Source organism: Pseudomonas sp. BF-R-19, from assembly GCF_019956445.1.
In the GTDB taxonomy this organism is placed as follows: Bacteria; Pseudomonadota; Gammaproteobacteria; order Pseudomonadales; family Pseudomonadaceae; genus Aquipseudomonas; species Aquipseudomonas fluorescens_BH.
Window position 1 is genome coordinate 1 of record NZ_JAHBDN010000073.1, and the last position, 20,924, is coordinate 20,924.

Consider the following 20,924-nt stretch of genomic DNA (forward strand, 5'->3'; position numbering starts at 1 on the left):
GCCCAACTCGACGCCAAGGGCACCCGCCCCTGCCGCCATCACCGGACCGGCGTTCGGGCTGTCCCAGGTCGGGCCCTGGGTGCGCCAGCATTTCAACGCCAGGCGGGTTTTGCCCAGCAGCGCGTAAGTCAGTGCCACCAGGCGCGCAGGAATGTAATTGAGCACATCGTCGACCTTCGCCGCCGCCCAGCCGAACCGTTCGAAGCGTTCATTGCGATAACCCCACATCGCATCCAGCGTATTGCTCAGGCGGTAGAGCACCACGCCCGGCGCGCCGGCCACGGCAAACCAGAACAACGCCGCGAACACCGCATCGCTGCCATTTTCCAGTACCGACTCGGTAGCGGCACGGGCGACCTCGGTTTCATCCAGCTCGCTGGTCTGGCGACTGACCAGATAGCTCACGCGCGTGCGCGCCGCTTCCAGGTCATTACTGCGCAGGGCCTTGGCCACAGGCGTGACGTGCTCACCGAGGCTGCGCATGCCGAGGGCGCAATAGAGCGCGAGAATCTCGACGATCCAGCCAACATAAGGCGCCCAGGAAAATGCCGTGGCCAACAACGTCAGCGGCAACACGGCAGTCACCCACGCGGTGACGCCATGACTGCGCCAGCCGCGACCACCACCGTTGAAACGTTGCTCGATGCGCTCGGCAAAACGGCCGAACGCCACCAGCGGATGCCAGCGTTTGGGTTCACCCAGCAGCGCATCCAGCGCAACCGCGGCGACACTCAACAACGCCACACTCATTGACTCACTCCCCAATAATTTTCGTACAGCAATTCATGTAGCGGACGCGCCTGTGCCCAGCCTTCGAGCACCAGCATCGGCGCCGGGTAGAACTCCTTCACCGGTCCCAGGCACAGCACCGCCAGCGGCTTGGCTCCCGGTGGCAAATTCAACAAATCGGCCAAGGCTTGGGGTTCGAACAGCGACACCCAACCCATGCCCAGCCCTTCGGCGCGGGACGCCAGCCACAGATTCTGGATCGCGCAGGACAACGAAGCCATGTCCATTTCCGGCAGCGTGCGGCGACCGAAGATATGCTGCTCGCGGTCGTCCATCAGTGCGGCGACCAGTACCTCGGCGCAATCGTTGATGCCTTCGACCTTGAGCTTCATGAACTCATCGCTGCGCTCGCCGAGGGCGAGCGCAGTGCGGATGCGCTCTTCTTCCACCAGGGCCTGGATTTGCCCGCGCAAGGCGCGATCGCTGATGCGGATGAAGCGCCAGGGCTGCATCAGGCCGACACTGGGAGCCTGATGCGCGGCCTCGAGCAGGCGCCGCAGCAATTCGGGCTCGACGGTGCCGCCGCTGAAGTGGCGCATGTCGCGGCGCTCGGCGATGGCACGATAGACCGCTGCGCGTTCGGCTTCAGAGAATGCGTTGTCGCTCATGGCCGCTTCGCGAGCAAGCCCGCTCCCACATTTGAAGGTGAGCGGCCTGAAGAAACGCAATCCCCTGTGGGAGCGGGCTTGCTCGCGAAGGCGGCTTCAAGGTCCGGCGCAAACAGCGCGGCAATCGCCGAGGGGTTCGACGGAAAATAAAAGTGCACATAAGAGGCGGTCATCCGCCCCTCACGGTAGACCGCCTCCGCTCCGCGCCCGCCGTTAGGGCTCAAGCCCCGGGCAATCGGCGGCAGTTCAGTGGTGGTCAGCGAATGGTGATAGGTGTGCCCGCGCAGCAAACCTTCCGGCAATTCCACCGCTTGCAACGCCAGCGCTGCCAGACGCTTTTGCATCACCGCATCACCGGCCAGCAAGCCAACCAGTTCGGCGCGAGTGCCCTCGACATCAGTCAGGGAATCGAGCAGATACAGCATGCCGCCACACTCGGCGAGCAACGGTTTGCCTGCTCGGTGGTGGGCGCGGATCGCGTCGAGCATCGCAGTGTTTTGCGCCAGCGCAACATGGTGCAGCTCCGGGTAACCGCCCGGCAGATACAGGCTGTCCGCCTCCGGCAACGCTCGGTCGCGGATCGGCGAGAAGAACGACAACTCGGCGCCCATCGCCCGCAGCAGATCCAGGCTCGCGCCGTAGGTGAACGCAAAGGCTTCATCGCGGGCGACGGCAATGCGCACTCCGGCCAGCAGCGGCTCGACCGCGATGACATCAGGGGCGGCGAACTCGACCGCTGGTGGCAGCGCGACCTCGCAACTGCTGGCCAGGGCATCGGCTGCCGCATCGAGGCGCAGGTCGAGATCGTTCAACTCACTGGCCTGCACCAGCCCCAGGTGTCGGCTCGGCAATTCGATCCCGGTTTCCCGGGACAGCGCGCCGTACCAGCGCAAACCTTCAGTCAGGCTGCCTTCGAGCAGTTGCGCGTGGCGCAGCGTGCCGACACGATTGGCCAGCACGCCGGCGAACGGCAAGTCCGGCTGATAACGCGCCAGCCCCAGGGCCAATGCGCCAAAGGTCTGGGCCATGGCGGTGCCATCGATCACCCCCAGCACCGGCACACCGAAATGCCGCGCCAGATCGGCGCTCGACGGCGTACCGTCGAACAGCCCCATGACGCCTTCGATCAGGATCAGGTCGGCTTCAGCGGCGGCTTCCCACAACAACCGGCGACTCTCCTGCTCGCCGACCATCCACATGTCCAGTTGATACACCGGCGCACCGCTGGCGCGTTCGAGGATCATCGGATCGAGAAAGTCGGGGCCGCACTTGAATACACGGACCTTGCGCCCCTGATTGCGATGCAATCGGGCCAGTGCCGCGGTGACGGTGGTCTTGCCCTGGCCGGAAGCTGGCGCGGCAATCAATACCGCCGGACAGTGCCGAGGCTGACTCACAATTCGACGCCTTTCTGCGCTTTGATCCCGGCCTGAAAAGCGTGTTTGATCACGCCCATTTCGGTGACGGTGTCAGCCATCTCGATCATTTCCGGCTTGGCAGCACGACCGGTGACCACCACGTGTTGCATCGGCGGCCGGGCCTGCAAGTCACTGAGCACCTGATCGAGATCGAGGTAGCCGTGCTTGAGGGCGATGTTCAGCTCATCCAGCACCACCAGACCGATGGACGGATCGCGCAGCAGTTGCTGCGACACTGCCCAGGCGGCTTCGGCGGCGGCGATGTCGCGCTGGCGGTCCTGGGTTTCCCAGGTAAAGCCTTCGCCCATCACGTGAAAACGCACCTGCTCGGGAAAGCGCCGGAAGAACAACTCCTCCCCCGTGCTGTTGCGGCCCTTGATGAACTGCACCACGCCGCATTGCATGCCGTGCCCCATGGCGCGGGCAAGCATGCCGAAAGCCGAGCTGCTCTTGCCCTTGCCGTTGCCGGTCAGTACCAGCAGCAGGCCACACTCGTTCGGGGAATTGGCGATGCGCTCGTCGATCACGGCTTTTTTGCGCTGCATGCGCGCCAGATGGCGTTCGTCACGATCGGGGGTATCAGTCATGGGGGAGCTCTCCGTTGAGGCAGGAATAACGGCGGGCAGGCACAAGAATAGAAGGCAAAAAGCCTGGCATCGCCCACCGTGATGCCGCTGGATGAATCAGGCCGGTCTCCGGGCTCATGAGTGGCGCGGGGCCGGACTGTGCGCCTTCCCGCATCGAATCGACACAGTGGCATCACACACAGTTTTCACTCATTTACCGTTGCGGGGGCAGCGCCGGAATTGCGGGCCTTCGACCAACAGAAGGACTCACTCACCGGCTTCCCTGTTTCACTCTGTCGACCCAAGCCACAGAGCACCTGAAACAAGCCGCGAAGGTTAGAGGGTTGGGGGTGGAGCGTCAATTAAAGCCGGGAGGCCATCGACCGAATAACTGCCATCAATCAATAAACTGACGTCAATCTTGTGCCACGCTCTCAGCAGTGATATCAAAGAGCCACAAACTCACAACACAACAACAAGGGTGAGCCCATGCAAGGCATGATCATCAGCAATCCAAAGCTGGAATTCCTGCGCCCGGTGCTTGAGCGCTGGTTCGAATGCATCGACCGTTACAATGCCGTCCGCGGTGATGGCGACACACCGTACTGGCACGACGAAAAGGCCAATCTCGGACTGCTGTCTGCCGCCGCCTGGATGGCCGAGATGGTCACGCTGCAACAAGCGCCCACCCGCAAACAGATGGAAGAAGGCGAACGCAACAGCCGCGCCGACCTGCTCCTGGCCTCGCCTGAAACCCGCGCCTACATCCAGACCAGCCAGCGCTGGCCACGGGTCAACAGCCTCAACCTGTCCCAGGCCTTGCTCGACATCGCCAGCGATGCGAAGCGCCTGAGCCACGCCAGCGACCTGAAACTCGGCTGCCTGTTCGTCGCCCCGCAAAAAGCCCAGCAGGGCGCCACGCCGGAAGAACTCCAGGACATGGTCGACGACCTGCAAAAGGAACACAGCTGCGCTGTCGCCTGGTATTTCCCTTATGCCTACCGCAAGTTGCGCAACGAAGCCGGCAACTATCACCCCGGCATTGCGGTGCTGTTCAAGGAAGCACGCGGCTGAGGGGTTGAACCATCGGACGACAACGCTTCTCTATGATTAGAACAAGGCATTCATAGGGAAGACCAGCATGCGCACGCCCCCGCTCGCTCTCGTTATCGCGCTTGGCGCAGGGCTCGCCGCTTGTGGCGAGACCTCCCGCCTGCAAGTCTCCGACGGTACCGGCCCGTCACCTCAACTACCTGAGCCCAACAAGACACTGGTTCCGACCGTGAACATCGCCCCGGCCATCGGCTGGCCACAGGGTGCGAAACCCATTGCCGCCACGGGCACTCAAGTGGCTGCTTTTGCCGAAGACCTGGATCACCCCCGCTGGCTTTATGTACTGCCCAATGGCGACGTGTTGGTGGCGGAAACCAGTGCACCACCCAAACCCGAAGACGGTAAAGGCATTCGCGGCTGGGTGATGAAGAAAGTCATGGGCCGCGCCGGGGCCGGTGTGCCCAGCGCCAACCGCATCACCTTGCTGCGCGACAAGGACCACGATGGCGTCGCGGAAACCCGCACGGTGTTTCTGCAAAACCTTAACTCGCCCTTTGGCATGACCCTGGTCGGCAATGACCTGTATGTGGCCGACACGGATCGCCTGCTGCGCTTTCACTATGAAAGTGGCGATACGCAGATCAAGTCGCCGCCGGTCAAGGTTGTCGACCTGCCGGGCGGCCCGCTGAACCACCACTGGACCAAAAACGTCATCGCCAGCAGGGACGGCAGCAAGCTCTACGTGACCGTGGGCTCCAACAGCAACGTCGCCGAAAACGGCATGGACAAGGAAGAAGGTCGCGCGGCGATCTGGGAAGTGGATCGTGCCACCGGCCAGCAGCGGATCTTCGCCTCCGGCCTGCGCAACCCCAACGGCATGGCCTGGGAACCGCACAGTGGCGCGCTGTGGACCGCGGTCAACGAACGGGATGAAATCGGCAGTGACCTGGTGCCGGACTACATCACTTCGGTGAAGGACGGCGCTTTTTATGGCTGGCCGTACAGTTACTACGGCCAGCATGTCGATATTCGCGTCGAGCCGCAAAACCCGGACCTGGTGGCCAAGGCTATCGCCCCGGACTACGCCGTCGGCCCGCACACGGCATCACTGGGCCTGACCTTTGCAGAAAACAGCAAGCTGCCGCCGCCGTTCACCCAAGGGGCATTCATCGGGCAGCACGGCTCATGGAACCGCAACCCCCACAGTGGCTACAAAGTGATTTTCGTGCCGTTCAGCGCGGGCATACCCGTCGGAAAGCCCGTTGAAGTGCTCAGCGGATTTCTCAACGACAAGGAACAGGCCATGGGACGCCCGGTGGGTGTGGTGATCGACCGCCAGGGCGACCTGTTGGTGGCCGATGATGTGGGGAACAAGGTGTGGCGGGTTTCGGCAGTCAAGTAAGTCACTTGACCTGTGGGAGCGGGCTTGCTCGCGAAGGCGGTGCTTCAGTCAGAATATTAGTCGACTGACAGCCTGCATTCGCGAGCAAGCCCGCTCCCACAGGGGCTCAGCGTTTGCGGCAAAGGGTCAAACCATCGCCCAACGGCAACAACGACAGATCCACCCGCACATCGTCTTTCAAGGCCCGGTTGAGCGCCTGGATCGCCCGGGTGTCCGCGCTCTCGGGGCTGGCCTCAAGCACGCGCCCGCTCCACAGGGTGTTATCGAACACCGCCAGACCACCAACCCGCAGCAATCGCAGGGCGTGTTCCAGATAAGCCGGGTAGTTGGCCTTGTCGGCATCGATGAACACCAGGTCGAACTGCTCGCCTTGCCCTTGTCGCTCAAGCTCGGCGAGGGTTTCCAGCGCCGGGGCCAGTCGCAGGTCAATCCGCCCGGCGAGCCCCGCCTCTTGCCAGTAGCGCCGTGCGGTGGCGTTGTAGTCGCCGGGGATGTCACAGCAAATCAGCGAACCGTCAGCGGGCAACGCCGCCGCCATGCACAGCGCGCTGTAGCCGGTAAAGGTACCGACCTCGAGCAAGCGCCTGGCCCCCGTCAGTTTCACCAGCAAAGCAAGAAACTGTCCCTGCTCAGGCGCCACTTGCCAGCGTGCCATTGGCAGCGCCTGGGTCTCATCGCGCAAGCGCTTGAGCAGTGGCGTTTCGCGCAGCGAAACATCGAGCAGGTATTGGTACAGGTCGTCGTCGAGATTGAGCGTGCGAGCAGTCATGAGCACCGGCTCCGAAGGTTACGGATTACGCGCCAGGTGTTCAGGCTGCAGAACACGCTTGGCGCTCAGATAAGCCTTTTGCCAATAAGCCTTGGACAGGCTGTCGAGCTTCACGGTGCCGCCGGTGGCAGGCGCGTGGACGAAACGCCCTTCTCCCACGTAGATGCCGGCATGACTGACCTGGGAACCGCCATTGGTGGCGAAGAAAATCAGGTCACCGGTTTGCAGGCCTTCCTTGCCCACATTCGCCGCTTGCATGGAGATCATCTCGCGCGTGGTGCGCGGCAAGGCAATGCCGGCGACATCGCGGTACACGTAAGCGATCAGGCCGCTGCAATCAAACCCGGAATCCGGCGTATTGCCACCCCAGCGATAAGGGGTGCCCACCAGACCGAGCGCGCGAAACAGTACGTCTTCCGCTTCGGGCGAAAAAGCTTGTGAGGAACCAAATACGATGGGAGCGCGAACCACCGGCGCAGGAGGCGGTGTGCGGCTGGCGCAGGCACTGAGCAGCGCTGCGAAGAACATGATTGCGAGGCGGGCCGACGTCGTCATAAGCAGAACATCCTGATCTGGCTGCGGCTTTTTCTGCGGGGAGCGCAGAAAAGAAAACCGCCTGCGTGGGACGCAGGCGGTTTGCCATCATTCGTAGATCAAGATTCTAGCGGCTACGCGACAAACTTCAAGTAAGACTTTAAGTTCGCCTTACAAAATGTCCGCTTATTTACGTGCAGTGACGATTGGCGACGCGTTAGGTGCCATTGCCAGGGCGCGCTTGGCTTCGATGAAGGTCTTGCTCCAGTAGCTGTCACCCAGGCTATCGATGCGCACACCACCGCTGCGGCGGCTGCTGGAGTGGATGAACTGGTTGTCACCCAGGTAGATCCCGGCGTGACTGACGCGACCGCGACGACCGTTGGTCGCGAAGAACAGCAGGTCGCCAGGCTCAAGCTTGCTGCGCGAGACCAGCGGAGCATCCACGTTGATCATTTCGCGGGTGGAGCGTGGCAGGTTCATGCCCGCTTCTTCGCGGAACAGGTAACCGATGAAACCACTGCAATCGAAGCCGGCTTCAGAAGTACCGCCGAAACGGTAACGGGTACCGATCAGGGACATGCCACGTTCGAGGATGCTGTCGGCCAGGACCGGAAGCTGGTAGGACTTGCCGCCAGCGAAGTCTGCGAGTTCTTTTTCGGTAGCCAGCTCTTCCTGAAAGAGAGCGGAAGACTGGGCAGTAACGGAGTTTTGAACCTGCTGTTGCGGAGCTTGCTGGGCCACTGGAGTGTGGGCAGCGCAACCGAACAACAGGGTAACGAGTGCGAGAGGCACGAGGGGTGCGAAGCGATTTAGCATGGGCACGACCGTGGCTGAAAGTTGTAAAGAAGCCGAGACTATGCCCGCTATCAACCTCATTTGCAAATTCTATCGATCTTTTTGTGACTTATCCGTTTCTTGTTTACATCTAAGCGCTTAAGCCTATTTTAAACATACACGCGGCCTGCAACCTTGCAGGAAAGCGGGGTTTCTGGCGTCTGAAATATGCCTGACCGGCTAAAAGCCCCGGTTTCAGTGGGTTTACCAGCCGAGGGTTTCTTTCAAAAACGGGATTGTCAGCTTGCGCTGAGCCTGGAGGGAGGCCTGATCGAGACGCTCGAGCAGCTCGAACAGCGCACTCATGCTGCGGGTACCGCGAGTCAGAATGAAATGCCCGACTTCATCGGTCAGATGCAGGCCGCGACGGGATGCGCGCAATTGCAGGGCACGCAATTTGTCCTCATCGGACAGCGGACGCATCTGGAAGATCAAGGCCAGGGTCAGGCGGGATTTGAGATCCGCCAGCTTCACCGGCAGCTCACGCGGGGATGTCGATGCGGCAATCAGCAAGCGCCGGCCGCTGTCGCGCAAGCGATTGAACAGATGGAACAGCGCCTCTTCCCAGTCCGCTCGCCCGGCAACCACTTGCAAATCATCCAGGCAGACCAGTTCGTACTGTTCGAGGTTGTCGAGGATTTCAATGCCGCGGTCGAGCAGTTCGGCCAACGGCAGATACACCGCAGGCTCACCCAATTGCTCGAAGCGCAGGCAGGCGGCCTGCAACAGGTGCGTACGCCCTACCCCGTCCTTGCCCCAAAGGTAGATCAGGCTTTCGGTCCAGCCGGCGTCGGCTTCGCACAGCCGCTCGACATAGCCGAGTGCAGCGGCATTGGCGCCTGGGTAGTAGTTGATAAAGGTGGCGTCGTCACGCAGACGCACACCTAGGGGCAGCTGAATCGGTTTCATGCTGACTGAACAGTTCCAAAGGAACCGTTAGTGGCCTCTGTGTAAAGTTTGCGAAGTTTATACCCGTGAAGCGGACCGCACAATGCGACAGACCACAAGCAAAATCAAAGGTTTGCGTTAATGCACCGGTTTTGTGGCAGATTCTTTGGCGGTGCATGTAACAGTCGCATGAAGCAAGCAGGCTGACCTGGCACGAACCCGGGCAGCCTGCCAACGCCCATCGACGGCCCTTACACCTGCGGCTCGTCGACACTCCCGTAGATTTCAGAATCCTTATACAAATCATGCACATGGCGCACCAGCACCATGATCACCGCGGCGACCGGCAATGCCAGCAGCACACCGGTAAAGCCAAACAGCTCACCACCGGCCAGGATCGAGAAAATCACCGCCACCGGGTGCAGGCCAATCCGGTCACCGACCAGCAACGGCGTCAGCACCATACCCTCCAGCGCCTGGCCGACCATGAACACCGCGACAATGCCGAGCATCGGGTAAAGATCACCACCGAACTGGAACAGCCCCGCAAGCAGCGCCGCGCCAATGCCGATGATAAACCCCATGTACGGCACAATCGCCGCCAGGCCGGCAATCAGGCCAATCAGCAAGCCCAATTCCAACCCGACCAGCATCAGGCCTGCCGCGTAGATCACACCCAAGGCCACCATTACCAGCAACTGTCCGCGCACGAACGCTCCGAGCACTTCATGGCATTCACCTGCCAGCGATACCGCGCGCGCTTCACGATCACGGGGCAGCAGGCTGCGAACCTTGGCCATCATCAGGTCCCAATCGCGCAACAGGTAGAAGCTCACCACCGGAATCAACACCAGGTTCGCCAGCCAACCAATCAACGCCAGCCCCGAGGCCGTGGCATGACTCAGCACCACGCCGACAACATCAGTGGTCTGACTCATATGTTCGCTGATGGCGGCCTTTAGCTTGTCGAACTTCCAGAAGCCGTCCGACAGGCCGAACTTCGATTGCGCCCAGGGCAACGCCGTGTGCTGTAGCCAGTCGAGCATCTGCGGGGCCAGCTCATACAAACGAAACAACTGCCTGGCGAGCAGCGGCACCAAGACCAACAGCAGCGCGGTGAAGATCAATGTAAACAGGGTAAACACCGCTACGACACCCCAGGTTCGGGACAGGCCTGCCTTCTCCAGCCGATCCACCAGCGGGTCGAACAGGTAGGCCAACAGCAGCGCCACCAGGAACGGCGTCAGGATCGAATGCAACAACCAGACAAACGCACACAGCAGGACCACCCCACCGAGCCAGAACCAACGCCGCGTATCGGCCATGAACCACTCCATTGCTTCTATATAAAGAAAGAAAAGCTACCAGCGATAACGCAGTTGCGGGGTCGGGGCCGGCGCTGCGACAGGCACCGAACCGCCGGTGGCAGGCTGAACAGGCGCTACCGGGGCCGGGGCTTGACCCGCCGGTGCTTCCTGGAGCCTCGCCAGCGACAGTTGTGCACGCAGCTGATCGACGCTGCCATTGACCCGATAGAGAATACGGTCGCCCTCGACACTTTGTACGCGCCCGCCAAACGGCTCCAGCAAACGCCCGAGCGACGCGTAGTGCTCCAGATTCATGCCTTGCACTTCCAGCAATTGCTCGCTCGAAGCACCGGGTTTGGCAACAAACCGTGGCGCCAGGCGCTCATTGACCGCCAGCATCACCGCATCGGCCACGGCGGCCTGATCGGCGCCTTGCACGCTGCCCGCCTCTTTTTTATCCCCCAGCCACAATTGCCACTTGGCTTGCCACTGCCCGCCCTCTTCCATGGCGTGTACCGCGAGCAGGGCGTCGGCGTTGTAGCGTTCCGATGCGTCATGCAACGGCGTGGGATCTGCGCCCTCCAGATTCGGCGCGGTCGCGACGATCTGCTCATTCAAATCCGCCAACGGCAAGCGCAACGGCAAGCCCCGGTGCTGGGCAGCCCGACGCAGCGGCGCCGCGCTGGCCTGGCCGTCGCCCACCAGGCTTGAACCCTCGGTGGAATCATTCAACCACCAGCCGAGGATCGACGGCCGGTTGGCACCCCACATGGCCAGGCCGGCGCGGCGCAAGGCCTGCTCGGTGGTACCCGGATCGAAATCGACCTTCAGGACTTCCGGCGGCCCGGCCTCAAAGCCGTATTGGCTGATAATCTGTTGCGGGTCTTTGCGAATCGCTGCCAACCCCGGACTTTGAGCAGCCTTGGGGTCGCCGGTCAGGCGCAACACCAATGTGTCCAACGCACGCTGAGTCGCCTGGTCGCGCTCCTCGGACGACTGGCCATTCACCGGCTCGCGCACCAGGTAAAGGCCTTTGACGGTTTCGGCTTGACTGACCAGGCTGACCACTGACAAACAACTCACAAGCAAGAATTTACAAAAACGCATGGAAGATTCCTGACGACAAGAGCGGCTGGAACAGACCGCATGAAGACGATCGAGCAAGACTGTGACCGTTGCCCGACGCAAAACATTCACACGTTCCGGGTAAGTTTTCGCACTGCCATAACGATAGACGGTTAATCGCGATACCTTATACAGCCATGCAGGATGCCACCGACACCGCGCATTAACGGTTTTTTTTGAACGGATATGGCCCTGCTGTCGGCCTGAGGATGGCCGCTGCGGCTCAAGCCTGATAAAATCGCGCGCCTTCGCAGACCGGCAACAGCCGGGTAGTGTCCGAATAGCGCGCATGGTTCTCGCCTACGCAGTTTCGGCGCTCCCGACGGACTCGGTCGTTACCCAGAAATCCCCCCCTAAAGGCCTGGATCATGAGCAAGCAACCCTCCCTGAGCTACAAGGACGCCGGTGTAGACATCGACGCCGGTGAAGCATTGGTCGAACGCATCAAGAGCGTCGCCAAGCGCACTGCGCGCCCGGAAGTCATGGGCGGCCTGGGCGGTTTCGGCGCCCTCTGCGAAATCCCGGCCGGCTACAAGCAGCCTGTGCTGGTTTCCGGTACTGACGGCGTCGGCACCAAGCTGCGCCTGGCACTGAACCTGAACAAGCACGACAGCATCGGCATCGACCTGGTTGCCATGTGCGTCAATGACCTGGTGGTGTGCGGCGCCGAGCCGCTGTTCTTCCTCGACTACTACGCCACCGGCAAACTGAACGTCGACACCGCTGCCCAGGTTGTAACCGGCATCGGCGCTGGCTGCGAACTGTCGGGCTGCTCGCTGGTTGGCGGCGAAACCGCTGAAATGCCGGGCATGTACGAAGGTGAAGACTACGACCTGGCCGGTTTCTGCGTCGGCGTCGTGGAAAAATCCGAAATCATCGACGGTTCCAAAGTCGCTGCCGGCGATGCCCTGCTCGCTCTGCCGTCTTCCGGCCCGCACTCCAACGGCTACTCGCTGATCCGCAAGATCATCGAAGTGTCCGGCGCCGACATCGAAAACACCCAGCTCGACGGCAAGCCGCTGACCGACCTGCTGATGGCCCCGACCCGTATCTACGTGAAGCCGCTGCTCAAGCTGATCAAGGAAACCGGCGCAGTCAAAGCCATGGCCCACATCACCGGTGGCGGCCTGCTGGACAACATCCCGCGCGTACTGCCAAAAGGCGCGCAAGCCGTGGTTGACGTGGCCAGCTGGAACCGTCCTGCAGTGTTCGACTGGCTGCAAGAGAAAGGCAACGTTGACGAGAACGAAATGCACCGCGTGCTGAACTGCGGCGTGGGCATGGTCATCTGCGTGGCTCAGGAGCACGTTGAAGCCGCCCTGAATGTTCTGCGCGAAGCGGGCGAGCAGCCTTGGGTCATCGGCCAGATCTCCACCGCTGCCGAAGGCGCGGCTCAGGTTGAACTGAAGAACCTCAAGGCTCATTGATGTCTCAGACCTGTGATGTGGTGGTGCTGTTGTCCGGCACCGGCAGTAACTTGCAGGCCCTGATCGACAGCACGCGGACCGGCGACAGCCCGGTCCGCATCGCTGCGGTGATCTCCAACCGCGCCGACGCCTACGGCCTGCAACGCGCCAGGGACGCGGGTATCGACACCCGCTCCCTGGATCACAAGGCTTTCGAAGGTCGCGAGGCCTTCGACGCCGCGCTGATCGAACTGATCGACGCCTTCAATCCCAAACTCGTGGTACTGGCCGGATTCATGCGCATTCTCAGCGCTGGCTTCGTACGCCACTATCAGGGTCGCCTGCTCAATATCCATCCCTCGCTGCTACCCAAATACAAAGGGTTACACACTCATGAGCGCGCGCTGGAGGCTGGCGACACCGAGCACGGCTGCTCCGTGCACTTCGTCACCGAGGAACTCGATGGCGGACCACTGGTCGTACAGGCTGTAATACCGGTAGAGTTACAGGATTCGCCGCAGAGTCTGGCGCAGCGGGTCCATGTTCAGGAACACCTGATCTACCCGATGGCCGTACGCTGGTTTGCCGAAGGTCGTCTGGCCCTCGGCGAGCAAGGTGCTTTACTGGATGGACAGTTACTCGCGGCCAGCGGCCACTTGATTCGAAACTAGGAGATTTTATGCGTCGCGCCCTGCTCTTCGCTTGCGCTCTGCTCGCCTTGCCCTTCGCCCAGGCGACAGACCTTCAACCTTTCTCCGCCAGCTACACCGCCGACTGGAAACAGCTGCCCATGAGTGGCACTGCCGAGCGCAGCCTCGAAAAAACCAGCGACGGTAAATGGAAACTGAGTTTCAAGGCATCGATGATGATCGCCAGCCTGTCCGAGGAAAGCACCCTGACTCTGGACAAGGACACGCTTCTTCCAGAGTCCTATCACTTTGAACGTGGCGGTTTGGGCAAGGCCAAGAAAGCGGATCTGGATTTCGACTGGAACACCAAGATGATCACCGGCACCGATCGCGGTGACGCCGTCAAGCTCCCCCTCAACCGCGGCATGGTCGACAAATCCACCTATCAGTTGGCGCTGCAACACGATGTCGCCGCCGGCAAAAAGACCATGAGCTATCAAGTGGTCGATGGCGGTGAAGTCGACACCTACGACTTCCGCGTGCTGGGCTCGGAAAAAGTCGACACCAAGGCCGGTCAGATCGAAGCGATCAAGGTTGAGCGCGTGCGCGACCCGACGCAAAGCAAACGCATCACCGTGATGTGGTTCGCCAAGGATTGGGATTACCTGCTGGTCCGCCTGCAACAAGTCGAAACTGACGGCAAGGAGTACAACATCATGCTCCTGAACGGCACGGTCAACGGCAAGGAAGTCAAAGGCAGCTGATCCGGATCGATACCATGAAGCCCCGCCATTGCGGGGCTTTTTTGTGAGCTCGAAAATTGGAACACCCGACAAGCGCGATGGCTCTATACCTTCAAGGTCTTTTTTGATCGAATGAGTTTTCCTGTCGCCTGCGAGGTTTGCCATGACCGTTACTGTCAACACCGTTTCTGCCGAAGGTTTGCGCCACAGCGTCCAGATCGATGACCATGAACTCTTCGCCGATGTGCCCGTCGCGGCGGGTGGTGAGGGCTCAGCGCCGGAACCGCACGATTATTTCGATGCCGCGCTGGGTGCCTGCAAAGCCCTGACCCTGAAGCTGTATGCCAGGAAGAAGGACATCCCGCTGACCGGAGTCGGCGTCGAGGTCAAGCGCGACAACAGCCTGGAACAGAAAGGCCAGTACGCGCTGCACGTCAAACTGACCCTCAAGGGCGTACTCACCGACGCCCAGCGCGATGAGCTGCACCGCGTGGCCGATCGCTGCCCGATCCACAAGCTGATGACCACGTCTGAAATAAGCATCGAAACGCATTTGTCCGAAGGCGCGTTCAGCCAATAGCGGCAAGGGCTGCGCAAGCGGGTTATGCTCGAACGCATCACCCGCTCAGCCTGGAACGCACCATGAACACTCCGCTCGTGATCCGCCCCCGCACCGAAGATGTCGAAGGCCAGCCGATTCTCCGCCCGCTGCCATCGGCCAAGTGCCGCAGCGTCGGGCCATTCGTGTTTTTCGACCACATGCTGGAAACCCGTTATCCACCGGGCAAAGGCATGAACATCCGCCAACATCCGCACATTGGCCTGTCCACCCTCACCTATTTGTTCCAGGGGCAGATCCAGCACAAGGACAGCCTCGGTTCCGATCAAGTGGTCGTGACTGGCGACGTCAGCTGGATGACGGCCGGCAGTGCCATCGCCCACGTCGAACGCACGCCAGAGGCCTTGAGAGAAAGCGGCTTCACGATGCACGGTTTGCAGATCTGGCTGGCTTCGCCCAAGGATAAAGAACAAGGCCCGGGGCATTACAGCCACCATCCGGCGTCCACATTGCCGGTCAGCGAAAACCTGGGGGTGAAGATTCGCATGATTGCCGGGTCAGGCTTTTGCCTGGAATCACCCGTGCCGGTGCTTTCTCCTACGCTGTACGCGGAACTGCACCTGCAATCGGCGACGACATTGCTCATCCCCACCGAGCATGAAGAACGTGCGCTGTATGTGTTGAGCGGCGAAGTGCAACTGGATGGCGAGCCGATAGAGCCGTACTCGCTGGTGGTACTGCCTGCCGGGGAAGAGATGACCCTGTTTGCTGAAAGCGACAGTCACGCCGTGTTGTTCGGCGGTGCTCCGCTGGACGGGCCACGGCGAATCAACTGGAATTTTGTCGCGAGCGATCCGGCAGCGATTGATGAAGCACGGCGGCGCTGGGCGGCCGGGGACTGGCCGACGGTACCGGGGGAAAGTGAGCGAATCGAACTGCCCTGAGATTTTAGTTGCCCGTGAAACCGCCTTCGCGAGCAAGCCCGCTCCCACATTGGAACGCGGTCAAATGTGGGAGCGGGCTTGCTCGCGAAGAGGCCGGTTCAGACACTGACAAAGTCGGTGCCTGACACCAGATCAACCTTTGAACACTTCATCCAGCAAGTTATGCATCGACGTGAAGGCCCGAGCAGCCACCTTCGCGTCATACATCATCATGCCCGGCACATTGGCGTGCGGGTCGGTGAACGAGTGGAACGCACCGCCGTAGCTCAGCAACTGCCAATCCACACCCGCTGCGTTCATTTCATCTTCGAACGCCGGCAACTGCTCTTTCGGCACCAATGGATCGGAGGCGCCGTGCAGCACCAGGACCTTACCCTTGATGTTTTTCGCATCGGCCGGATTCTGTGTGTCCAGCGTGCCGTGGAACGATACCGCCGCGTTCACTGGCGCGCCGGTACGGGCGAACTCCAGGGCGCAGCAACCGCCGAAGCAGAAACCGAAAGTGGCCAGTTTCGCAGTATCGACAGCCACTTCACCCTGGCTTTGCAGCTGTTCGAATGCCACCTGCATGCGCTTGCGCAACAGTGGGCGGTCATTCTTCAACGGCATCATGGCCGCGCCTGCCTCGTCATTGTTCGTCGGACGAACCGACTGACCATAAAGATCTGCGATCAACACCACATAACCCTTGGAGGCCACCGACCTGGCGATCTCCTCGGCACCGGCACTGACGCCCATCCAGTTCGGCGCCATCAATAAACCCGGGCGCGGGCCTTTATGGTCAGCATCGAAGGCCAGACGGCTTTCGTAAGCCTGGCCGTCAATCTGATAGGCAACGGAACGTACAGTGATTTGGCTCATTTCTGACTCCTGATGGTTAACCCCGAGAAAGAAAAAACCCGCCGAAGCGGGTTTTCTGCAACTTAGTTAAGCCGACAACTCAACCAATAGCTTGTTCAGACGGCGCACATAGGCCGCCGGATCTTTCAAGCTGTCGCCGGCCGCCAGGGCCGCCTGATCGAAGAGGATGTGCGACAGGTCGCCGAAGCGCTCGTCGCTCTGCTCGTTGTCGAGCTTCTCGATCAGCGGGTGAGCCGGGTTGAATTCGAAGATTGGCTTCGAATCCGGAACCTTCTGGCCGCTGGCTTCCAGGATCTGGCGCATCTGCAAGCCCAGGTCCTGCTCACCGATGGCCAGGATCGCCGGCGAGTCGGTCAGGCGATGGGACACCCGAACTTCCGCAACGGATTCGCCCAGCGCGGTCTTCAGACGCTCGACCAGACCTTCTTTGGCCTTGGCGACCTCTTCCGCAGCCTTCTTGTCCTCTTCCGAGTCCAGGTTGCCCAGGTCCAGGTCACCGCGCGCCACGTCGACGAAGCTCTTGCCGTCGAAGTCGCTGAGGTAGCTCATCAACCACTCGTCGATGCGGTCGGTCAGCAGCAGCACTTCGATGCCTTTCTTGCGGAAGACTTCCAGGTGCGGGCTGTTCTTGACCTGCGCGTAGGTTTCGCCGGTCAGGTAGTAAATCTTGTCCTGACCTTCCTTGGCGCGCGCCAGGTACTCGGCCAGGCCAACAACCTGCTCGCCATCGTCGCCGTGGGTCGATGCGAAACGCAGCAGGCCGGCGATTTTTTCCTTGTTGGCGAAATCTTCTGCCGGGCCTTCTTTCATGACCTGACCGAAGTTTTTCCAGAAGCCCTTGTATTGCTCAGGCTCGTTCTTCGCCAGTTTTTCCAGCATGTCCAGGACGCGCTTGGTCAACGCCGACTTCATCGAGTCGATGATCGGGTCTTTCTGCAGGATTTCCCGCGACACGTTCAGCGACAGGTCGTTGGAGTCGACCACGCCTTTGATGAAGCGCAGGTACAGCGGCAGGAAGGACTCGGCCTGATCCATGACGAACACGCGCTGCACGTACAGCTTCAGGCCTTTCGGCGCTTCACGCTGGTACAGGTCGAACGGCGCACGGGTCGGCACGTACAGCAGCGAGCTGTATTCGAGCTTGCCTTCGACCTTGTTGTGGCTCCAGCTCAGCGGGTTTTCGAAATCGTGAGCGATGTGCTTGTAGAACTCCTGGTATTCCTCGTCCTTGATCTCGGTACGCGGACGGGTCCACAGGGCGCTGGCGCGGTTGACGGTTTCCCACTCAACGGCCGGCAGCTCTTCGCCTTCGGTAGCGGCCACTTCTTTCGGCAGCTCGATCGGCAAGGCGATATGGTCGGAGTACTTCTTGATGATGTTGCGCAGGCGCCAGCCATCGGCGAACTCGTCTTCACCGGATTTCAGGTGCAGGACGATGCGAGTGCCGCGTTCGGCCTTGTCGATGGTCGCAACTTCGAAGTCACCTTCGCCCTTGGACGACCAGTGCACGCCTTCGCTGGCAGCGCTGCCGGCACGACGGCTGTACACATCGACTTTGTCAGCGACGATGAAGGCGGAGTAGAAACCGACACCGAACTGGCCGATCAGGTGCGAGTCTTTCTTCTGGTCGCCGCTCAGGTGCTTCATGAAATCGGCGGTGCCGGACTTGGCGATGGTACCCAGGTGGGTGATCGCGTCTTCGCGGCTCATGCCGATACCGTTGTCTTCGAGGGTGACGGTTTTAGCGTCCTTGTCGAAGCTCACGCGGATTTTCAGTTCGGCGCCACCTTCCAGCAGCTCTGGCTTGGCCAGGGCTTCGAAACGTAATTTGTCGACAGCGTCAGAGGCGTTCGAGATCAATTCGCGAAGGAAAATTTCCTTGTTGGAATACAGCGAATGGATCATGAGGTGCAGCAGTTGCTTCACCTCGGTCTGGAAGCCCAGGGTTTCCTTTTGAGTTTCCACACTCATGGTCATCAAACTCCAATCAGATGGCATAAGCCGAGACCTTGAGGGTCGGCGGCGGGTTGTCCTCAGAGTTTGGGGCTGAGTTCAGGATTTCAAGGGCTCTTCGAGTTTGAAATGTGCGCGGGCCGTGGCAATGGGTTCGGCTTCGGTGCTTTGCCAGGCGGTAATCGCCACATTGGCGACCCGGCGACCCTGGCGCCAGACCTGGCATCGGGCCCAGGTATCGCGAAACTGCCCAGCTCGCAGGTAATCCAGGGAGAAGTCGATAATCTTCGGCACCCCGGGCGATCCGGTAAACACCAACAGGTGCAGCGCCGCGGCCAATTCCATGAAACCGGCGATCACACCGCCATGAATCGCCGGCAACAAAGGGTTACCAATGTTGTCCTTGTTCGCTGGCAGTTTGAACAGCAGCTCATCTCCCACCCGTGAACATTCGACGCCGATCAGCCGGGCATAGGGAATCAAATCCAGCAGCGCGGCGTAATCGCCCTGCTCGTGGGCCTTTTGCAATTGATCCTTGAGTGACTCGCTCATTGCGCACCTCCGGCAACCGCGCCACCAAAGCCCTTGGTGCCTTTGATGCCCTTGCCCATGCGCATGAAAGTGCCCATCACATGGGCAATGGGTTGCCCGGGGTCATCCTGATAGGCGAAGCCACGGGCAAAAATCACGTCGGTGGTGACCCGATAGCACTGGGCAAAGCCGTAGACATCCTTATGTGGCTCGGCGGCGTGCATGTAGTCGATGCGCAGGTCGAGGGTCGGGCAGACTTCGAATTCCGGGAGCACGCAGAGGGTCGCCATGCCACAGGCGGTGTCCATCAGCGAAGTCAGCGCCCCGCCATGAATCACGCCGGTTTCGGGATTGCCGACAATCTGCGGGCTATACGGCAGCACAATCGTCAGTCCTTCGTTGCTGGCGCTGTGAACGCTTAGTCCAAGTACCTGACAATGTCGCAGCGCCGACAGAAAACGCATCGCACGCTCAAAAACAGGGTTTTCAGCCATTTGATAAAAGCTCTTGTTTATGTCCGTACAGTGCAGTGGCGGTACAGGTAAAAGTTCCGCACTAGAACAAACTTATATATCTGAAAGAATTAAGGAACTTAACCCTGATGCGTGGGCTCTTAATGCCAGTAGATGCTTTTCATCAGGAGAAACACCCCATGCGTAAGACTTTAGCTATTGCCTTGATGTTGACCGCTTCCCTCGGTCTCGCTGCCTGCGATAAAAAATCCGAGGACAAAGCTCAAGATGCTAACCAAAATGCTGAGCAAGCCCAGCAAAAAATGAACGAAGCACAGGATAAAGTGAACGACGCGGCGAAAGAAAACGCCGAAGCCGCCAAAGATCAGGCCGCTCCGGCCGCTCCGGCCGCTCCGGCTGCTCCGGCTGCTCCGGCTGCTCCGGCTGCTCCGGAAGCACCTAAGAACTAATACGATTTTTAGAGTGGTAAAAGAAAACCCGCCAAGTGCGGGTTTTCTTTTGCCTTGAAAAAAGCGGTTAGAGCAAAAACGTTCGAAAAGTCGGACTAATCATCAACAACAGCGAACAGATTAATCCCACCCGCCAAACCAGACTGCGCTACCGAGCCAGACCCTTCCAGTAACACACTGGATAGCCAGCGCGCGGGCGCCCGATCAGGCTGCCTCTTTACTCGCCTCGGCCAATGGCGCCTCTGTTGGGGTATAGACCATCACGTCGAGAACGTCGGAGTGAAACTCGCGGCGATACAATACGAACACCACACCGGCACTCATCAACATGAACAGCCATGGGCTGACGAACCAGGCCAGCATGGTCATGCCGAAGTAATAAGAGCGCAGGCCAAAGTTGAACTGGTTGGCGGCCATCGAGATGACACGGGCTGCACGGGCGGCAAAGGCCTTGCGCTCCTGCTCGGACACATGGCGTTCACCAACCATCGGCGCCGAGCCGACCAGAATGGCGGCGAAGTTGTACTGGCGCATGCACCAACTGAACGTGAAGAACGCATAGACAAACACCAGCGCCAGGCACAGCAACTTGATTTCCGACATGCCCTGGGACGCCTGTTGCACCATCGGGATATCCGCCAGCAACGATACCGCCCGTTCCGAAGCCCCCAATACCGTGAGAATACCCGCCAGGATAATCAACGTACTCGAGGCGAAGAACGAAGCATTGCGCTCCAGGTTGCCTATCACGCTGGCATCGGCGATGCGGTTGTCGCGCAGCAGCATGCGGCGCATCCAGTCCTCACGATACAGGTGCAACACGCTGGCCAGGCACGCGGTGTCACGGCCTTTCCAGGTGGCATAGCGGGTGTACCCGCCCCAGCAGATGACGAACCAGATGGCGGCAAGAATGTGGATCAGGTTGGCTTGGATGAACGACATGAAAGATCCCTATGGATTTGGACAACAACGCCTATTTCGCCAAGACGCAATCGACGGCTGATATATCAAAACTATGGTTAAACCTCAACCAATAGCTGTCATTTCTAACAGCTAACAACCTATATCACCTGCGAGTAG

23 protein-coding genes, 1 pseudogene and 1 riboswitch are annotated in these 20,924 nt (G+C 60.3%); of the genes and pseudogenes, 8 read left to right on the top strand and 16 right to left on the bottom strand.

Annotation, left to right across the window (positions count from 1 at the left end; all coding sequences use genetic code 11):
* The 4 genes from cbiB to cobO all read right to left on the bottom strand — a co-directional run.
* Window positions 1–750, bottom strand: a 750-nt coding sequence (gene cbiB / locus KGB28_RS21680; protein WP_223447818.1) for an adenosylcobinamide-phosphate synthase CbiB, incomplete at its 3' end; no start/stop codon positions are given.
* On the bottom strand, window positions 747–1,397 hold the full coding sequence (gene bluB / locus KGB28_RS21685) for a 5,6-dimethylbenzimidazole synthase (RefSeq protein ID WP_223447819.1): 651 nt from the start codon (window positions 1,395–1,397) through the stop codon (window positions 747–749). The genes bluB and cbiB, both read right to left, overlap by 4 nt.
* The gene (locus KGB28_RS21690; protein WP_223447820.1) at window positions 1,394–2,794 is read right to left on the bottom strand and encodes a cobyrinate a,c-diamide synthase; all 1,401 of its coding nucleotides are present in this window, start codon (window positions 2,792–2,794) and stop codon (window positions 1,394–1,396) included. Before KGB28_RS21690 ends, bluB begins: the two co-directional genes overlap by 4 nt.
* Window positions 2,791–3,402, bottom strand: coding sequence for a cob(I)yrinic acid a,c-diamide adenosyltransferase (gene cobO, locus KGB28_RS21695; protein WP_057715808.1), 612 nt, complete (start codon window positions 3,400–3,402; stop codon window positions 2,791–2,793). The genes KGB28_RS21690 and cobO overlap by 4 nt, the downstream gene beginning before the upstream one ends.
* Before the next feature lie 81 nt (window positions 3,403–3,483).
* Window positions 3,484–3,717: riboswitch (cobalamin riboswitch) on the bottom strand.
* Window positions 3,718–3,870: 153 nt separating this feature from the next.
* Between cobO and KGB28_RS21700 the strand changes: the two genes are divergently transcribed.
* Entirely contained in the window at window positions 3,871–4,455 is a 585-nt protein-coding gene (locus KGB28_RS21700) for a hypothetical protein (RefSeq protein WP_223447821.1), read from the top strand.
* Window positions 4,456–4,522: 67 nt separating this feature from the next.
* The gene (locus tag KGB28_RS21705) at window positions 4,523–5,836 is read left to right on the top strand and encodes a PQQ-dependent sugar dehydrogenase (protein ID WP_223447822.1); all 1,314 of its coding nucleotides are present in this window, start codon (window positions 4,523–4,525) and stop codon (window positions 5,834–5,836) included.
* Window positions 5,837–5,942: 106 nt separating this feature from the next.
* On the opposite strand, the gene KGB28_RS21710 is transcribed toward KGB28_RS21705, so the two are convergent.
* From KGB28_RS21710 to KGB28_RS21735, 6 genes are all read right to left on the bottom strand, one after another.
* Entirely contained in the window at window positions 5,943–6,605 is a 663-nt protein-coding gene (locus tag KGB28_RS21710; RefSeq protein WP_223447823.1) for an O-methyltransferase, read from the bottom strand.
* An 18-nt stretch (window positions 6,606–6,623) separates the two neighbouring features.
* Window positions 6,624–7,160 (bottom strand): C40 family peptidase, encoded by a 537-nt coding sequence (locus KGB28_RS21715; protein WP_223447824.1) that lies wholly within the window; start codon window positions 7,158–7,160, stop codon window positions 6,624–6,626.
* A gap of 165 nt (window positions 7,161–7,325) precedes the next feature.
* On the bottom strand, window positions 7,326–7,958 hold the full coding sequence (locus tag KGB28_RS21720; protein ID WP_008017885.1) for a C40 family peptidase: 633 nt from the start codon (window positions 7,956–7,958) through the stop codon (window positions 7,326–7,328).
* 222 nt (window positions 7,959–8,180) lie between these two features.
* Window positions 8,181–8,885 carry a DnaA regulatory inactivator Hda gene (gene hda, locus KGB28_RS21725; RefSeq protein WP_007984552.1) on the bottom strand — a complete coding sequence of 235 codons (705 nt, stop codon included), beginning with the start codon at window positions 8,883–8,885 and terminating at the stop codon, window positions 8,181–8,183.
* 230 nt (window positions 8,886–9,115) lie between these two features.
* Window positions 9,116–10,189: an AI-2E family transporter gene (locus tag KGB28_RS21730; RefSeq protein ID WP_223447825.1), complete on the bottom strand. Its 1,074-nt coding sequence runs from the start codon at window positions 10,187–10,189 to the stop codon at window positions 9,116–9,118.
* Window positions 10,190–10,225: 36 nt separating this feature from the next.
* The gene (locus KGB28_RS21735) at window positions 10,226–11,278 is read right to left on the bottom strand and encodes a DUF2066 domain-containing protein (RefSeq protein WP_223447826.1); all 1,053 of its coding nucleotides are present in this window, start codon (window positions 11,276–11,278) and stop codon (window positions 10,226–10,228) included.
* 386 nt (window positions 11,279–11,664) lie between these two features.
* Between KGB28_RS21735 and purM the strand changes: the two genes are divergently transcribed.
* The 5 genes from purM (at window position 11,665) to KGB28_RS21760 (ending at window position 15,577) form a co-directional block, all read left to right on the top strand.
* Window positions 11,665–12,723 (top strand): phosphoribosylformylglycinamidine cyclo-ligase, encoded by a 1,059-nt coding sequence (gene purM, locus KGB28_RS21740; protein ID WP_008049708.1) that lies wholly within the window; start codon window positions 11,665–11,667, stop codon window positions 12,721–12,723.
* Complete coding sequence (gene purN, locus KGB28_RS21745) at window positions 12,723–13,373, top strand: phosphoribosylglycinamide formyltransferase (RefSeq protein WP_223447827.1); 651 nt, start codon at window positions 12,723–12,725, stop codon at window positions 13,371–13,373. Before purM ends, purN begins: the two co-directional genes overlap by 1 nt.
* A gap of 8 nt (window positions 13,374–13,381) precedes the next feature.
* The gene (locus tag KGB28_RS21750; protein ID WP_223447828.1) at window positions 13,382–14,095 is read left to right on the top strand and encodes a DUF3108 domain-containing protein; all 714 of its coding nucleotides are present in this window, start codon (window positions 13,382–13,384) and stop codon (window positions 14,093–14,095) included.
* 142 nt (window positions 14,096–14,237) lie between these two features.
* Window positions 14,238–14,654 (top strand): OsmC family protein, encoded by a 417-nt coding sequence (locus KGB28_RS21755; protein WP_223447829.1) that lies wholly within the window; start codon window positions 14,238–14,240, stop codon window positions 14,652–14,654.
* Window positions 14,655–14,716: 62 nt separating this feature from the next.
* Window positions 14,717–15,577: a pirin family protein gene (locus tag KGB28_RS21760; protein WP_223447830.1), complete on the top strand. Its 861-nt coding sequence runs from the start codon at window positions 14,717–14,719 to the stop codon at window positions 15,575–15,577.
* A gap of 132 nt (window positions 15,578–15,709) precedes the next feature.
* On the opposite strand, the gene KGB28_RS21765 is transcribed toward KGB28_RS21760, so the two are convergent.
* The 4 genes from KGB28_RS21765 to KGB28_RS21780 all read right to left on the bottom strand — a co-directional run bounded on the left by KGB28_RS21765 (window position 15,710) and on the right by KGB28_RS21780 (window position 19,416).
* Window positions 15,710–16,438, bottom strand: a complete 729-nt coding sequence (locus KGB28_RS21765; RefSeq protein WP_223447831.1) for a dienelactone hydrolase family protein — start codon at window positions 16,436–16,438, stop codon at window positions 15,710–15,712.
* 66 nt (window positions 16,439–16,504) lie between these two features.
* A complete protein-coding gene (htpG, locus tag KGB28_RS21770; protein ID WP_223447832.1) occupies window positions 16,505–18,409 on the bottom strand; it encodes a molecular chaperone HtpG in 1,905 nt (634 codons plus the stop codon).
* An 81-nt stretch (window positions 18,410–18,490) separates the two neighbouring features.
* Window positions 18,491–18,943, bottom strand: a complete 453-nt coding sequence (locus tag KGB28_RS21775; protein ID WP_008049698.1) for a PaaI family thioesterase — start codon at window positions 18,941–18,943, stop codon at window positions 18,491–18,493.
* The gene (locus KGB28_RS21780; protein WP_150724534.1) at window positions 18,940–19,416 is read right to left on the bottom strand and encodes a PaaI family thioesterase; all 477 of its coding nucleotides are present in this window, start codon (window positions 19,414–19,416) and stop codon (window positions 18,940–18,942) included. The genes KGB28_RS21775 and KGB28_RS21780 overlap by 4 nt, the downstream gene beginning before the upstream one ends.
* 158 nt (window positions 19,417–19,574) lie before the next feature.
* Here KGB28_RS21780 and KGB28_RS21785 point away from each other — a divergent pair, with 158 nt between their 5' ends.
* Window positions 19,575–19,844, top strand: a complete 270-nt coding sequence (locus KGB28_RS21785; protein WP_223447833.1) for a hypothetical protein — start codon at window positions 19,575–19,577, stop codon at window positions 19,842–19,844.
* 67 nt (window positions 19,845–19,911) lie between these two features.
* Here KGB28_RS21785 and KGB28_RS21790 read toward each other — a convergent pair.
* Both KGB28_RS21790 and KGB28_RS21795 read right to left on the bottom strand, forming a co-directional pair.
* Window positions 19,912–19,992: pseudogene (locus KGB28_RS21790) on the bottom strand (MAPEG family protein); the annotation flags it as partial.
* Between the two features lie 56 nt (window positions 19,993–20,048).
* On the bottom strand, window positions 20,049–20,786 hold the full coding sequence (locus KGB28_RS21795) for a DUF599 domain-containing protein (RefSeq protein WP_223447834.1): 738 nt from the start codon (window positions 20,784–20,786) through the stop codon (window positions 20,049–20,051).
* Window positions 20,787–20,924: the final 138 nt, after the last annotated feature.

Coding starts and splice junctions, on each gene's coding strand:
- KGB28_RS21755 (WP_223447829.1), top strand. CDS start 14,238: ATGACCGTTACTGTCAACACCGTTTCTGCCGAAGGTTTGCGCCACAGC.
- KGB28_RS21775 (WP_008049698.1), bottom strand. CDS start 18,943: ATGAGCGAGTCACTCAAGGATCAATTGCAAAAGGCCCACGAGCAGGGC.
- KGB28_RS21705 (WP_223447822.1), top strand. CDS start 4,523: ATGCGCACGCCCCCGCTCGCTCTCGTTATCGCGCTTGGCGCAGGGCTC.
- purN (WP_223447827.1), top strand. CDS start 12,723: ATGTCTCAGACCTGTGATGTGGTGGTGCTGTTGTCCGGCACCGGCAGT.
- KGB28_RS21750 (WP_223447828.1), top strand. CDS start 13,382: ATGCGTCGCGCCCTGCTCTTCGCTTGCGCTCTGCTCGCCTTGCCCTTC.
- KGB28_RS21720 (WP_008017885.1), bottom strand. CDS start 7,958: ATGCTAAATCGCTTCGCACCCCTCGTGCCTCTCGCACTCGTTACCCTG.
- KGB28_RS21710 (WP_223447823.1), bottom strand. CDS start 6,605: ATGACTGCTCGCACGCTCAATCTCGACGACGACCTGTACCAATACCTG.
- cobO (WP_057715808.1), bottom strand. CDS start 3,402: ATGACTGATACCCCCGATCGTGACGAACGCCATCTGGCGCGCATGCAG.
- KGB28_RS21795 (WP_223447834.1), bottom strand. CDS start 20,786: ATGTCGTTCATCCAAGCCAACCTGATCCACATTCTTGCCGCCATCTGG.
- KGB28_RS21735 (WP_223447826.1), bottom strand. CDS start 11,278: ATGCGTTTTTGTAAATTCTTGCTTGTGAGTTGTTTGTCAGTGGTCAGC.
- KGB28_RS21700 (WP_223447821.1), top strand. CDS start 3,871: ATGCAAGGCATGATCATCAGCAATCCAAAGCTGGAATTCCTGCGCCCG.
- htpG (WP_223447832.1), bottom strand. CDS start 18,409: ATGAGTGTGGAAACTCAAAAGGAAACCCTGGGCTTCCAGACCGAGGTG.
- hda (WP_007984552.1), bottom strand. CDS start 8,885: ATGAAACCGATTCAGCTGCCCCTAGGTGTGCGTCTGCGTGACGACGCC.
- KGB28_RS21780 (WP_150724534.1), bottom strand. CDS start 19,416: ATGGCTGAAAACCCTGTTTTTGAGCGTGCGATGCGTTTTCTGTCGGCG.
- KGB28_RS21785 (WP_223447833.1), top strand. CDS start 19,575: ATGCGTAAGACTTTAGCTATTGCCTTGATGTTGACCGCTTCCCTCGGT.
- KGB28_RS21765 (WP_223447831.1), bottom strand. CDS start 16,438: ATGAGCCAAATCACTGTACGTTCCGTTGCCTATCAGATTGACGGCCAG.
- purM (WP_008049708.1), top strand. CDS start 11,665: ATGAGCAAGCAACCCTCCCTGAGCTACAAGGACGCCGGTGTAGACATC.
- KGB28_RS21715 (WP_223447824.1), bottom strand. CDS start 7,160: ATGACGACGTCGGCCCGCCTCGCAATCATGTTCTTCGCAGCGCTGCTC.
- KGB28_RS21760 (WP_223447830.1), top strand. CDS start 14,717: ATGAACACTCCGCTCGTGATCCGCCCCCGCACCGAAGATGTCGAAGGC.
- bluB (WP_223447819.1), bottom strand. CDS start 1,397: ATGAGCGACAACGCATTCTCTGAAGCCGAACGCGCAGCGGTCTATCGT.
- KGB28_RS21730 (WP_223447825.1), bottom strand. CDS start 10,189: ATGGCCGATACGCGGCGTTGGTTCTGGCTCGGTGGGGTGGTCCTGCTG.